Source organism: uncultured Alteromonas sp., assembly GCF_963976965.1.
GTDB lineage: Bacteria > Pseudomonadota > Gammaproteobacteria > Enterobacterales > Alteromonadaceae > Alteromonas > Alteromonas naphthalenivorans.
In genome coordinates this window covers 146190-160915 of sequence record NZ_CAXBMP010000004.1, presented here as the reverse complement: position 1 = coordinate 160915, position 14726 = coordinate 146190, and the positions used below count along the sequence as shown (strand labels likewise).

The 14726-nt window shown below is 41.3% G+C and carries 11 protein-coding genes; 5 read left to right on the top strand and 6 right to left on the bottom strand.

Annotated elements, in window-relative coordinates; all coding sequences use genetic code 11:
* The first annotated feature begins 14 nt into the window (after positions 1–14).
* From AAC006_RS05045 to AAC006_RS05030, 4 genes are all read left to right on the top strand, one after another.
* Complete coding sequence (locus AAC006_RS05045; RefSeq protein WP_013786535.1) at positions 15–3380, top strand: ATP-binding protein; 3366 nt, start codon at positions 15–17, stop codon at positions 3378–3380.
* On the top strand, positions 3373–4266 hold the full coding sequence (locus tag AAC006_RS05040; protein ID WP_013786536.1) for a DNA-binding response regulator: 894 nt from the start codon (positions 3373–3375) through the stop codon (positions 4264–4266). The genes AAC006_RS05045 and AAC006_RS05040 overlap by 8 nt, the downstream gene beginning before the upstream one ends.
* A 157-nt stretch (positions 4267–4423) precedes the next feature.
* Complete coding sequence (zigA, locus tag AAC006_RS05035) at positions 4424–5626, top strand: zinc metallochaperone GTPase ZigA (RefSeq protein ID WP_041453178.1); 1203 nt, start codon at positions 4424–4426, stop codon at positions 5624–5626.
* Positions 5626–6315 carry a DUF1826 domain-containing protein gene (locus AAC006_RS05030; protein ID WP_013786538.1) on the top strand — a complete coding sequence of 230 codons (690 nt, stop codon included), beginning with the start codon at positions 5626–5628 and terminating at the stop codon, positions 6313–6315. Before zigA ends, AAC006_RS05030 begins: the two co-directional genes overlap by 1 nt.
* A 108-nt stretch (positions 6316–6423) precedes the next feature.
* On the opposite strand, the gene AAC006_RS05025 is transcribed toward AAC006_RS05030, so the two are convergent.
* On the bottom strand, positions 6424–8157 hold the full coding sequence (locus AAC006_RS05025; RefSeq protein ID WP_339890828.1) for an EAL domain-containing protein: 1734 nt from the start codon (positions 8155–8157) through the stop codon (positions 6424–6426).
* 541 nt (positions 8158–8698) lie between these two features.
* Between AAC006_RS05025 and AAC006_RS05020 the strand changes: the two genes are divergently transcribed.
* Positions 8699–9772 carry a hypothetical protein gene (locus AAC006_RS05020; RefSeq protein WP_208804601.1) on the top strand — a complete coding sequence of 358 codons (1074 nt, stop codon included), beginning with the start codon at positions 8699–8701 and terminating at the stop codon, positions 9770–9772.
* Positions 9773–10404: 632 nt separating this feature from the next.
* Here the strand turns inward: AAC006_RS05020 and AAC006_RS05015 are convergent.
* The 5 genes from AAC006_RS05015 to AAC006_RS04995 all read right to left on the bottom strand — a co-directional run bounded on the left by AAC006_RS05015 (position 10405) and on the right by AAC006_RS04995 (position 14612).
* Positions 10405–10890, bottom strand: a complete 486-nt coding sequence (locus tag AAC006_RS05015; protein ID WP_126874094.1) for a PD-(D/E)XK nuclease superfamily protein — start codon at positions 10888–10890, stop codon at positions 10405–10407.
* A gap of 9 nt (positions 10891–10899) precedes the next feature.
* On the bottom strand, positions 10900–11673 hold the full coding sequence (locus tag AAC006_RS05010; RefSeq protein WP_339348870.1) for a site-specific DNA-methyltransferase: 774 nt from the start codon (positions 11671–11673) through the stop codon (positions 10900–10902).
* 217 nt (positions 11674–11890) lie between these two features.
* Complete coding sequence (gene groL, locus AAC006_RS05005; protein WP_208804604.1) at positions 11891–13531, bottom strand: chaperonin GroEL; 1641 nt, start codon at positions 13529–13531, stop codon at positions 11891–11893.
* A gap of 40 nt (positions 13532–13571) precedes the next feature.
* Positions 13572–13862, bottom strand: coding sequence for a co-chaperone GroES (locus AAC006_RS05000; RefSeq protein WP_013786601.1), 291 nt, complete (start codon positions 13860–13862; stop codon positions 13572–13574).
* Between the two features lie 219 nt (positions 13863–14081).
* Entirely contained in the window at positions 14082–14612 is a 531-nt protein-coding gene (locus tag AAC006_RS04995) for an FxsA family protein (protein WP_013786602.1), read from the bottom strand.
* Positions 14613–14726: the final 114 nt, after the last annotated feature.

Here is a 14726-nt window from a genome sequence, read left to right as displayed (position 1 = left end):
CGTAGCACTTTAAAATGCAATCTAATCAAAAAATAATTCCGACCCGACGCAGTTACAATAAACTTGTTGCGAATGAAATGATGGAAGATTTCGCTTTGCGTTTTACCGCGAAGAAAGCTCGAAAGTGGTCTTTGAATAAGGTTGCAGGAACTGCCCTCGGGATTGTTTCTTTTCTCGTACTAGAAGCTATTGGTGGTGCCGCCACAATTAATTTTGGGTTCATTAACGTGGCATGGGCAATCTTGTCAGTGGTGTTTGTTGTATTTTTGACCGGCACGCCTATCAGTTACTACGCGGCAAAATACGGCGTCGATATAGACCTGTTAACCAGAGGGGCCGGATTTGGTTACATAGGCTCTACTATAACCTCACTAATTTACGCCTCTTTTACGTTCATTTTTTTCGCACTTGAAGCAGCTATCATGGCGATGGCCTTGCACATCCTATTTGGCATATCTTTGGAAATCGGGTATGTGATTAGTGCATTAATAGTACTTCCATTAGTTACGCATGGGGTTAGTTATATAAGCCGATTTCAGGTTTGGTCTCAACCTATTTGGGTAATACTTCAGTTAGTGCCTCTCTTTTTCGTATTTCAGCATCCTGACAGCAATTTCAAAGACTGGATTGCTTTTACTGGAATTGGCGAAAATGAAACCGAGGCAGGCAATTTCAACTTACTTCTATTCGGAAGTGCTTCAGCTATATTACTTTCCTTAGTTGCGCAAATTGGTGAGCAGGTAGACTTTCTGAGATTTCTACCGGAAAGACCCAAAGCTGGCAGATTTAAATGGTGGTTTGCTTTGATAGCTGCCGGCCCTGGTTGGATTCTTTTTGGCGCATTAAAGTTATTTTTAGGGTCTTTTCTAGCGTACTTTGCACTTACTCAAGGCATGGATATTGACTTAGCCGACGATCCTGCACACATGTATAACCTTGCTTTTAGCTTAGTTTTTGACAACCCGACTATAAGCCTTATCTTTGCCTGTAGTTTTGTGGTTATTTCCCAGTTAAAAATTAACGTCGCCAATGCATATGCAGGCTCATTAGCGTGGTCTAACTTTTTCTCTCGTGTAACTCGCACTCATCCCGGCCGAGTGGTATGGACCATGTTCAATGTAGTAATCGCATTGTTGTTAATGGAGTTAGGCATATACCAAACGATAGAGACCATGTTATCCGTTTATTCTGTATTGGTATTGTCATGGCTAAGTTCTGTCGTAGCTGATTTAATTATAAACAAACCGCTAGGTATTAGCCCTAAACACATTGAATTTAAACGTTCTCATCTATACGACATTAACCCTGTGGGGATTGGCGCAATGTTCGTGTCTTCTTTCATCGGTATAACGGGCCATTACGGCTGGTATGGTGAAACAACTCAAGCTCTCGCCTCATACGCTGCCTTTTTCTTACCTTTTATCTTGGTTCCTGTCATTGGAACGCTCACCGGTGGTAAATACTATTTGGTTGATAATAAAGTAGCTATTACACAAGCCAGCTGTGTATGTTGCATATGTGAAAATGAATTTGAGCAGGAGGATATAACTTTTTGTCCAGCCTATAGTGGGGTCATCTGCTCGCTATGCTGTTCATTAGATGTAAAGTGTGGAGATATATGTAGGCCAGAAGCTACGCTCTCCACACAATCCCAAGTGTTTTTTCACCGCTTTTTAAGTATCGACCTCCTTAAAACCTTAACTACCCCTATGTCACAATTTATAGCGCTAACATTTGCGCTAAGTTGTGTTAGTGCCAGCATATTATATTTAGTTTACCTTCAAGTACCTTCTACCTCAGATGCAAATGTACTCTTTGCAGATATGCTAATTAAAATATTTTTCTTACTCTCTATTATTATCGGTGTTCTAAGTTGGCTATTTATTTTAGCGAGAAGTGCTAACAGAATAGCCCTTAAGGAACTTCGTTCCCAAGCGTCAGCTTTGGCCGATGAAATAGGAGCCCATGAAGTAACGTCCATTGCGCTTGAAAAAGCAAAGAATGCTGCAGAGGCTGCAAATGAAGCCAAGAGCCGGTATTTAGCGGGATTGAGCCATGAGCTACGTACTCCATTAAATGTGATGCTAGGCTATTCACAGCTTTTAGGTAAAGACGGTAGTTTAAGTGAAAAACAACGGGACACTATGGGCATCATGCGAAGAAATGGGGAGCACCTCGCCAACTTGATTGAAGGCCTGTTGGAAATATCAAAAATAGAAGCTGGCCGCCTAACACTTCACCGTGATGAATTTAATATTAGAGCCATACTGAAACAACTCATCGATATGTTTGAATTGCAGGCAAGTAAGAAAGGTCTCAATTTTCACACTAACATCAGTACAAAGCTTCCCGATGTAGTGGTTGGCGATAAGCAAAGACTTAGGCAAATATTGATTAATTTAATATCTAACGCTATCAAATACACAGAGACCGGTAACGTTAGATTCGATGTTCAATATAGAAATGAAGTCGCGATCTTTGTTGTTGTAGACACTGGTTCCGGTATAAGCGAAGCACATAAAGAAACCATTTTTCAGCCCTTTGAGCAAATTAGAAATACACATACACAGGCGATTGGTGGCACTGGGTTAGGATTAACGATATCTCGCTCATTAACTGAATTGATGGGCGGCGAACTAAGCTTTAAAAGTTTACTAGGGAAAGGTTCAACATTTACTTTGCGCTTAATGCTTCCACGCATTATTCAACATCAAACCACGCCGGAAAATCATAGCCAACAAGTTTGTGCATACTCAGGCACGCGTAAAACTATATTAGTGATAGACAATGAGCCTCATCAACAGCAGTTGCTTAAAGATGTATTAACTCCACTTGGTTTTAATGTATTGCTAGCGGAAAATGAGAAGGAAGCGTTCTCTCAATTAGAAAATCACCACATTGACTTAGTTACATTAGATGTAAAATTATCTAACTCGAGTGGATGGGATTTGCTGTCAACACTAAGAATAGATAGTTGGTTGATGCCAGTACTCATGGTTTCAGCCAACGCTCGCGAGTTAGAGCACCATACGGCCCAAACCCAACTGCATAACGGGTATATTTCAAAGCCGTTTAATTTAGACTCTCTATTCAATCAAATTGGGCAGTTGTTAGAGCTTAATTGGGAATATTCCCCCAATGAAACCACAAGCATAACGCAGACAAAAAAACAGCTACGAACGCCCGTCACATCAGACCACTACAGAGAATTGATTACATTAGCTGAAATTGGGTATCTATCTGGGTTTAATAGCAAGCTAACGGAAATAGAAACCCATCATTATTTTTCGCCTGATGTAGAGTCAAATATAAAGCAACATATTTCCCAATGTAACTTTCCAGAAATAATCAGATATTTAGGTGAGTGTATTCATGAATAATATCAGTGATGTCGTGCTAGTTGTCGATGACTCCCCCGAGTCGCTGGGGATGTTAAATGTCGCATTAAATACCCAAGGTTTCACCGCGCTTGTAGCTTTAAACGGTATTCAAGCTTTGGCTATTGTTGAGAAAGTTAAACCCGACGTTGTACTTCTCGATGCCGTTATGCCTGAAATGGATGGTTTTGAAACCTGTAAGAGACTGAAGAAGATACTCCCTAACACCCCAATTATATTTATGACAGGGTTAACTGAAATAGACGATGTAGTAAAAGGTTTCGATGCAGGAGGGATTGATTACGTCACCAAACCTATTTCCCCTGATGAAGTCATCGCTCGAATAAAAACCCACATACAAACAGCGAAGCTCGCCTTGAGTGCACAAAGTGCGCTTGATAGGACGGGCAGCAATACTTTTTGTGTAAGCCCTGAAGGCCGCTTGTCTTGGGCAACTCCAAATGTTCATCAGTTTATCGAAAAAATATGTGGCAAGGACACTAGCCCGTGGGCGAGTATCTCAACAAAGCTTGCTCCTTGGCTTCAAAGTAGCGACTTGAAAGAGTCGGCTATATTGACAATAAACTGCTTTTTATCCCCTTTGCCCATTCAATATTTAGGTATTCAAGATTCCTATCACTTACTTAAAGTTGTAGAACCTTCGACGAGCAAAACATCTACATACTTACAAGAAAATTTACCTATCACCAAACGCGAATCTGAAGTTCTCTACTGGATTTCTTTTGGTAAAACGAGTTGGGAAATATCTCAAATTCTTGATATTAGTCCTCGGACAGCAAATAAACATCTTGAACAGATATACAAAAAGCTTGGAGTAGACAATAAAACCTCTGCCGCAGCTATCGCCCTGAGGCTTTTAGAACGTTAGAAATATACTTAAATGAAGAAATAAATTTACGTTAAATCTATCCACCTTAACTACATTTTCAACTGCCCATACCCCCCAATTCACTATTTTCGAACTTGCCAGCAATGATATGTTATATTATAACAATATTAACCTTAAATATTTTGAGCGAATTCCGATGAAGAGTAATAAACTCCCCGTTACTGTGCTGTCAGGTTTCTTAGGTGCAGGTAAAACAACTGTCCTTAGTCATATTCTTAATAACCGTGAAGGCAAACGCGTGGCGGTTATCGTTAACGACATGAGCGAGGTTAATATTGACGCTTCTATCGTTAAAAGTGATGTGTCGCTGAATCACAGTGAAGAAAAGTTGGTTGAGATGAGTAACGGCTGCATATGCTGCACGTTGCGGGAAGATTTGCTTCTAGAGGTTAACCGCCTAGCGACAGATGGCAGTTTTGACTACTTGCTTATTGAGTCTACCGGTATATCAGAGCCCCTTCCCGTGGCAGAGACCTTCACCTTTGCCGATGAAGACGGTGTGTCGTTATCAGATATTGCTAGTTTAGATACCATGGTGACAGTGGTTGATGCGGTCAACTTCAGTAAAGACTACGAAGAAGCCAAGTATTTACAAGAAACCGGTGAATCCCTTGGTGAAGAGGACGAGCGCAGTGTCGCTGATTTGCTCGTAGATCAAGTTGAATTTGCCGATGTTATCCTAGTCAGCAAAACTGATTTGGTAGACGAGGAACATGTTGCTAATTTAACCGCTATTTTGAAAAGCTTAAATACATCGGCAAAAATTATTCCTATAAATAAAGGCAATATCGATATTGATGAGGTGCTTGGCACACAACTATTCAATTTCGAGAAAGCCCAGCTTGCCCCAGGCTGGCTTAAAGAAATGCGGGGGGAACACACGCCAGAAACTGAAGAGTATGGCATTAGTAGTTTTAGCTATCATGCACGCCGTCCTTTCCACCCGCAAAAGTTTTATAACTTTTTGCATACCACCGAAAACTACGGAAAGTTACTACGCTCCAAAGGTTACTTTTGGTTAGCCTCGCGGCCTGAGTGTGCGGGACAATGGAGCCAAGCCGGTGGTATTGCTCATTATGGTTATGGTGGTATGTTTTGGAAAGCTCTGCCAAAGTCAGAATGGCCTGAAGATGAAGAATATTTGGCCTCAATAGAAAAGCAATGGATGGAACCTTTCGGCGACATGCGCCAAGAGTTAGTCTTTATTGGGCAAAACCTTGATGAAGCCACAATTACCAAAACCTTGGATACTTGCTTACTAGACGATGAAAGCCTTATAAAGGGGGTGGATTATTGGCGAACCCTTCCCGATCCATTTCCTCGTTGGGAGGGTTTATAATGGCACAAGCGCTAGCTGCTAACCCCTTAACCGAAAGCCCCCCGACTACTGATAAGCGCATTAAAAAGTCGAGTACGTCGGTAGAGCCTATTGTGCTTACCGATATCTATAACGACGAGTGTAATATTGCGATTTGGCAACGCCACTTAGACGATACCTTTTTAACCTCGTTAGCTACCTTCGTAAAAGGTGGCGGCAAGCTTACTGCTGCAAGACAATTAAGTTCCGATTCAGCCGAAGCCTATATTCGCACCTTAGCCGACGGCCAACCTTTTGCGCCCCAATTACATACCTATATAGCCGAGCTCGTCGACATGTTTATCTGCTTGTTTGAGGCTAATACCATTGGTTTTAGGTTATCAACATTAGACAAGGCCATGTGCCCTCGTTTTCATGTTGATAGAGTATCTTGCCGTTTAGTGACCACCTTTGTTGGACCGGGCAGCCAGTGGCTAGAACACGATAACACCGACCGCACAATGCTAGGCCACAAAAGCGGCGCATTAACCGATGACCATTCGGGTTTATATCGTACAGCACAAGATATACAAACCTTGGAAACGGGTGATGTCGCAATTCTAAAGGGAGAGTTGTGGCAAGGTAATGAGAACGCTGGAATAGTGCATCGTTCACCGCCGGTATCAAGCAGCCAACCGCGTGTTGTGATGACATTAGATTTGATTGATTAATTGATTGAGAGCACGCCAGCTAATTGTGTTCCTGCTTAGGTGACAAGTGAGTTGGCTTAATAGCAATACGCTAAGCCAACTGACTTAAAACACTTACCGTTTGCGCTATTAAGCTAGCTCAGGAACACTGCATTTGTATTGCTTGTAGATATCGAACTCACTAGCTGGCACTGGCCTTTGGAACAAATACCCCTGTCCATATTGGCAGTTTAGCTTCTGTAGCATTGCGTAACACATATCAGTTTCAATGCCTTCAGCTACCACCTCCATATCCAGTTCGTGTCCCATGGCGATAATGGTGCTAGCAATAGTGTTATTTGCAGGCATAAAGCTCTTGTCTATTTTTAATACATCAAAAGGTAAATTCTTAAGATAGCTTAGGCACGAATACCCCGTACCAAAGTCATCGAGTAACAGTTGAACACCAAGCTCAGATAACCTATACAGCGATGCAACGCAGGCTTGCTCTTCCATAATGGCAATATTCTCGGTTACCTCAATATGTATACACTCTGCGGGCAACGATAAGCTAGCCAGAATATCTGCGAGCCTTTGCGCAAAATGCTGATCTTTAAGCTGATGTGATGACACATTAATTGCCATAGCATGATGTTTAGCACCTGCATCATGCCACGCTTTGCATTGTTCGCACGCTTGTTGTAATACCCAATTTCCTATATCAATAATTTGTCCAGAATGCTCGGCAATAGGAATAAACTCATCGGGACCAATGGCTTCGTTATCTGGGTTAGTCCATCTTAATAGCGCTTCACTCCCAACTGTCACGCCATCCTCAAGCCTAACAATGGGTTGATAAACTAAGCTAAACTCATTGTTAGCAATAGCATGATGAAGCTGACTTACCAGTTTTAGTTTGCGGTTTTGTTTAATGGCCGATAATTTATCGAATGCTTGATACTGATTCTTGCCCGCCTCTTTAGCTTGGTACATTGCCGTATCGGCGTGCTTTAGCAGCAATGACGAATTGGCGCCGTTTTGTGGGTAGCAGGCTACACCTATACTCGCAGTGATATAGTAGTCGTTATTGCCAAGCCGCACAGGTTTACTGATAGTGTCTAATATTCTGTGGGCAATGAAATCAATGGTTTCAATTGATTCAAAACAGTCTGTTACCGCCACAAATTCATCACCACCAAAACGAACCACCACATCGGTAGCGCGAATTGCATCGGAAATTCGCTGCGCCATAGTGACTAAAAGCGTGTCGCCTAACGCGTGACCTAAGCTATCGTTAATGTCTTTAAAGCGGTCGAGATCAATAAACATCACCGCGAAGGGCAAATTACTGCGCTCCGACATATTAATGGCTTTGTCTACAGTATGTTCAAGCAAGTTTCTGTTCGGCAAGCCCGTTAACGCGTCGGTATGCGCCATTTGTTTATTTCGTTTCTCGCTTTCAGCTAAGGCTTTCATCGCCTCTTCCCTGCTGGTAAGCCCCGATGACACAGCCCGAGAAATAAATGCAGCAAATAACAAAACCACTATTGATGACAAAATAATAATAGAGAGGGTAATGTTAGCCACGAAATTTACCGTTTTCTCGACGGGCATCTCAAAGTCAGAAGAGTTTGTTCTAAAATCCCTAAGCGATTTTACAATCTGGTCTTGTAATGTTTTTTGACTAACATTACCCGCTTTATAATCGGCCAGCGCAGCCAATGAACTATTAGCACTTTGAACGTCGCGAGTACAAATATCAATAACCGACTCTGTGCCAATAATTTTCATGATAAAACGCTCTGTATTACCAATCATCGACAAACAATCTAAAGGCTGCTCACGAATGTTGAGAATGGTTTGACGAATATCATCTAATTTCACAGGGTGCGCTTCTGAAAAAAGTTCTGCGGGCGCAGAAATTTGCTCGCTTAATTCAGACGTGTATTTGAAGTGCCTAACATTTAATTGATGAAAGAAATTACTGTGATTTAGGGTAAAAAAACACCAGACGAGAATTAGCGCAAAAACAAAAAATGTAAACGTTAAAACAGGTAACGCCTTCCTTATGCCACTGTTCTTCACATCCATTGTGCAGGTTGCTCTTTTAATATGTGCTCGCTGCAAGCAAGTCACTGTTACATGTATGTACGCTAGCGGCGAACGATTATTTTTCAGAGTTATACTATTGAATTTATAGCAGGTAATCGTGTTTAAGCAAACGTACAGTAAGTTTTAAAAATTTTGTCTTATAGCAAATATCTAATTCTAGTTACGTAGGGCATGCAAACAAAGACCAATACTTACTTTTACCTTTTCTTTTTAACCATCAGCCGGCAAATTTTTTCATTCCTATCCCACCCAAGTTCTTTCTAAAATCAGCAAGCATCTGATATATTTATTTTTTGACTACAAGGATGAACATATGACAATAAACGCAAGTGACAAAGAAAGCAGCAAGGACGATAGTGATGTCAATATAACTTCAAAAGAAACGCTTAAATTTTGGGATTCTGAAGACAAGATATTTTTGATAAAAGTATTTACCGCCGGGTTTGTATCGATATTACTTTCTAAGCTCTTATCTTACGTCCTTCCAAAAATATCAAGCCCAGAACTAGTAACCACAATTATTAGCTTATTCTTCAAAGAGGCTGGTGTTGCTTTAATGATTGCTGCCGCACTCGGCTATACAGTCGAGTCAATGACAAGAAAAAAACAAAATGAGGAATTTAAGGTATTTCAGCAGGAAGTTAGCAAAGATGTATTAAGTGCCGTATTTAAAAAAATTATTCCCGACCTGATTTTTAAAGAAGTTAAACGATCAGTATTAGATCAAGCGCTCATTAAACGTGATGCTTCAATGTCATATGAGCTTAGTGAAATTACTGATGAGTTAGCCGCCCAGCTAGGCCTCAGTGATTCTGAAAAAAATAAGATACTTGTTTGTGATGTAACTACTACTCATATACTTTATAACTTAAGTGATTTGGAAATTAAAAATCACCCCATCCGTTGTGGAGTATCATGTGATTTGGATCCACGGCTCCAAGAAGCCCTTGAAATACATGAAGCAACAATTGGTGACAATGAGCTTTCACATGATGAAATGAAAAAACTAATTTCCTATAGTAAAGGGCGAGGGGTCAAAGAATTTGAAACTACGGTCAACCTTCCATCAACTAAAGATGGTAAAGGTTTTAAGGTATCATTTTGCTCTAGAACTTTTAAGAAGTATGACGACACCGAGGTTTGGACAACGTTGACCCCCACAGAGTATATGGAGCTTGAAATTGGCTTTCCTCTAGGTATTGAGGTTGGAGCTAAATCAAATCACCCTGAAGATTTAGAAAGTGATCGACAGAACCCAAATGTTCGCAGAAAAAAATATAAACTAAATCACGGGGTATTCCCGTACCAAGGAATAACGTTTTGGTGGCACAAATCAAAACCAGAAAAACCTAAACAACCATTTGCATCCGCTGATGATAGGGAGTAAAATCTTGTCCCCCATTGAAGGGTTGAAATTAATCCTCAGAAGCGAACTTTCGTATAAAAAAGTTGTCTTAAATACACTGGTTTGCTATAGATATTAGGCTGACCAAGGAAAATCGGAGATTAATACATGTTAGTTACAACAAAAGATGTAGGTGTTTGGGATAACCCTGTTGGTGTTTGGGATAACCCTGTTGGTGTTTGGGATTAAGCCGTTAATAACAACACCCTAAGAATTTCTTTTAGCCCGTCTTATGACGGGCTTTCTTTTTTCATCTATTAACAACTTATTCTCTACTGATTCAAGCATAATATGAATCGACGTAGTCTATTGGATAGGCTTCGTAAGGACGAAGGAATAGCATTAAGGCTGTCAAAGAAACCCTTGCACTTAATCTAGATAAAAATGACCCTAGTAAGAATTATTGCTTACAAATATCTGTATCTACCAGCGTGTGGGTTCCATGATGCTTGAAGGCATAATAATGATAGCGAAGAAAAAAGCTTGTATAAAAGCAGTCAACAATGCATCGAATGAGAGTACATGGGGCTATTTGCGCTATCACTAGGATACAATAAGTAATCTGTATTGACGGATCGAATTCGAATAATCGTAAAGGCGTAATTAATACACTTTTACAAGCTCGAACTGCCAGTGAATTCCGATTTATTGAAGACAACGATGTCCCACCAGTTAAATTTCATGGCCAATATATGGTCTAACTCCCTCGTGTCAGCTGTTCTTCTGAAATCAGCTTCTTGCATATTACGTGGTTTTGCATAGCAAGCCAACTCATGGGCTTCCAGCATGTGCTTGACGCCTTTGCTAAAACCATCTCCGCCATAGACTACATACTTATCCATTTGCATCGACTGAGCATCATTCAAGGCATAAGGTATTTTCTCATCAGCTGTTCCGGTAACATTTTGCAGCTTACATTCCAAAGCAACTGCTACATTCTGCGCCTCATTCAAGACTAAAATATCTACCGTCCGCTTTTTGCCGATAATACTTTTGCCTACCGAAACCTCTTGATAAATCTTAATGCCTCGCCCAGAAAAGTTTTCATATATATAACCTGAAACCCAATCCCTATATTTCGTCCCTGAATCTATACTCATACAACCTCTTTAAGCGTAGTTTAGCTCTAAATTTTTCTGTTCAACTGCCTCTATTTTTGATATTTCCAATGTGGACTCTTCAAACTTCGCACTATTTTTAACATTAACACATTCACCAAGTACGGACAGTTTTTCGTTAGCTAGCTCGTGAGCATCTTTTGAAATATCAGAGCCCATGAAATTCCTTTTAAGCTCAAGCGCCGCTACACCCGCGCTTCCTGAGCCAAAAAACGGGTCAACAACTAAGTCCCCCTCTACAGTGCTCTGCTCTACCAATGTTTTTATCAGTTCCGATGGTTTCTCAGTGGGGTATCCGTTCCTTATACGCGCACAGCTCAAAACATCTGGTATACCAAGGTTATTTAGCTTCCTTTTACCTTTTTCAAAGAAAAGAATAAATTCGTAGCGGGCACGATAATGATAACCCATACCAATTTTCTCTTTGTCCCACACCAATGGTTTCCAGAACTTAAACCCCAATCTCTCAGCTATAGGCTTTACATAGAACATTGTTTCTTGGTCACAAAAGAGATAGAAGTGCGAGTTCTTTTTAAGTACACGGAAAACTTCTATAAATAAGTCTTCAAATCTTTCGTTGGGGAAAATTTCAAACCACTTATTTGACGACCCTTTGCTTACTTTCAATCGAGTCGTAGTTCCTTTAGACCTATGTTTTTCCAAAGACTCGTAAGGAGGGTCTGTAATAAATAAATCTACGGACTCTGAGGGCAACGATTTAAGCCATTCCACGGCATCCAGATTAATTAATTCATAAGTATTCATTTGCGCACCAACTGATTTTTTTCACAGTATTGTATATATAGACAGTTATTTCAACACTACTGCCCAAAACTTAATAAAAAAAGGCGCTGAGTCTAAACCCAACGCCTTCCTTAAAGCTTCTTTTCGTCCTACATCACTGTCTACATTTGCGTATACTTAACTGTATACATTAAACATAAACCCTTGATTTAAAAGGACTATAAGAGGCAGCAATTGATTACATCATGCCGCCCATTCCGCCCATACCGCCCATATCAGGCATTGCAGGCGCTGCTTCGTCTTGAGGTATATCTGCAATCATGGCTTCAGTTGTGATCATAAGTGAAGCGATTGATGCTGCGAACTGTAGTGCAGAGCGTGTTACTTTAGTTGGGTCAAGAATACCCATCTCTAGCATGTCGCCGTACGTGTCGTTGCCCGCATTATAACCATAGTTTCCGTCGCCATTTTTCACTTCGTTAACTACCACAGATGCTTCTGCACCGGCGTTGCTAGCGATTTGACGTAAAGGCGCTTCCATTGCACGTAGTGCAAGCTTAATACCTACAGTTTGGTCTTCGTTTTCGCCAGTTAGGCTAGCAAGCTTAGCTGCTGCACGAACTAGCGCAACACCACCACCAGGTACTACACCTTCTTCAACCGCGGCGCGAGTTGCATGAAGTGCATCTTCAACGCGGTCTTTCTTCTCTTTCATTTCTACTTCGGTAGCTGCACCAACTTTAATTACTGCAACACCGCCAGAAAGCTTAGCTAAACGCTCTTGAAGCTTTTCTTTGTCGTAGTCTGAAGAAGAATCTTCAATTTGACCTTTAATTTGAGCACAACGGCCTTCAATCGCTTCTTCATCGCCGTTACCATCAACAATAGTAGTATTGTCTTTGTTGATAACAACGCGCTTAGCAGTACCAAGGTCTTCTAGCTCTACTTTTTCAAGGTCTAGACCAATCTCTTCAGAGATAACCGTACCACCAGTAAGCATAGCGATGTCTTGAAGCATTGCTTTACGACGGTCACCAAAGCCAGGTGCTTTAACAGCAGCAACTTTAACAATACCGCGCATGTTGTTAACTACTAGTGTAGCTAGGGCTTCGCCTTCAACATCTTCAGCAATGATCATCAGTGGCTTACCTGCTTTTGCTACGCCTTCAAGGGTAGGAAGCAACTCACGGATGTTAGAAATTTTCTTATCAACCAATAGGATGAAAGGGCTGTCTAGTTCAACAGTGCCGTTTTCTTGGTTGTTAATGAAGTAAGGAGATAGGTAACCGCGGTCGAACTGCATACCTTCAACAACGTCAAGTTCGTTTTGAAGTGCTTGACCTTCTTCAACGGTAATTACGCCTTCTTTACCTACTTTTTCCATTGCTTGAGCAATGATGTCGCCCACTTCTGAATCAGAGTTTGCAGAGATAGTACCAACCTGAGCAATTGACTTGCTGTCAGCACAATCAGTAGATAGGGCTTTAAGCTCTTCAACCGCAGCAATAACTGCTTTGTCGATACCGCGCTTAAGATCCATTGGGTTCATGCCTGCAGCAACAGACTTGTGACCTTCAGTTACGATAGCTTGTGCAAGCACGGTAGCGGTAGTAGTACCGTCACCCGCTTCATCATTCGCTTTAGACGCAACTTCTTTAACCATCTGTGCGCCCATATTCTCAAACTTGTCTTCAAGTTCGATTTCTTTCGCTACAGATACACCATCTTTAGTGATGGTAGGAGCGCCGAAAGACTTATCTAGTACTACGTTACGGCCTTTAGGACCTAGTGTAACTTTCACTGCGTTTGCTAGCGTGTTTACGCCTTTAAGCATTTTTGTACGAGCGTCGTTACCAAAACGTACTTCTTTAGCTGCCATGATTAAATTCCTCTCTTAATTCGTTTAACGTTAGTTGTCATTACTCAACAATCGCAAGAATGTCGCTTTCGCTTAGGATCAGAACTTCTTCACCATCCAGCTTTTCAGTTTTAACGCCGTAGCCTTCGCTAAAAATAACGGTGTCGCCAACTTTAACGTCTAGCGCTTTAACATCGCCATTTTCTAGGATGCGGCCGTTACCTACAGCGATAATCTCGCCACGTGTAGATTTTTCTGCTGCTGAACCAGTCAGAACGATACCGCCTGCAGATTTGCTTTCTTGCTCTGCGCGTTTAAGGATTACGCGGTCGTGTAAAGGACGAATTGCCATTTTCAAGTCTCCTGAAAATTTCACTATTCAAGTTAATGATTGTCGACACACAATTATTTGTATGTCGTATGCTTGGGTTGCTCGTTACCGAGCAGTTAAAATCGTGTCTGCGAGGATAAATGGGGGAGTAGCCATGCAAGTTCAAGGGTTTTTGAGCAAAAAAATGTAAAAAAATTGATTTTAATGCTCAAAGCTTACACTTAAGGCCTAAAGCACACATTACTTAAGGCGTTTGTCTGGGTCATTTTGGGTTTTGTCTGAAAATTCACCTTCAAACACATCGCCGTTATCTGAGCTGCCCGGTTGACCAGACTGTTGCTGATTAAATGGGTTTTCAAACGGGTTATACTGGGCACCGCCAGCTTGTTGATTAAAGCCGCCCGCTTGAGTCACTACCCGCAGTTTCATATGTTTACTTAGCTGCGAAGCAATAAGGTGGCGAGAACCTGGCAAGGCAAACATAAAGCCAAGAACGTCAGTGATTAGGCCTGGGGTAACCAATAAAATACCTGCAACTACCAGCATTAGGCCTTCTACCATCTCTTTACCTGGCAGTTCGTTGCGCTGCATTTTGGCCTGTGCGGTTTGTAATGTTGCTATACCTTCGCGCTTAACAAAATAAGCACCAATGAATGCGGTTAATATCACTAGCCCAATAGTATTCCAGCCACCAATTATCCCGCCCACCTGAACTAATAGGGCAATCTCTACTATGGGTAATATGGCAAACAATAAAAATAAAAACCGCACAACATTTCCTCTTTCATCTAGTCATAGAATAGTATTGGGGTAAAGACCATAATAACAAGCGAAGGTGCAACGCTTTGCGTTAAGTGGCAAACTCAAGCGACCGACGGTAGCTGT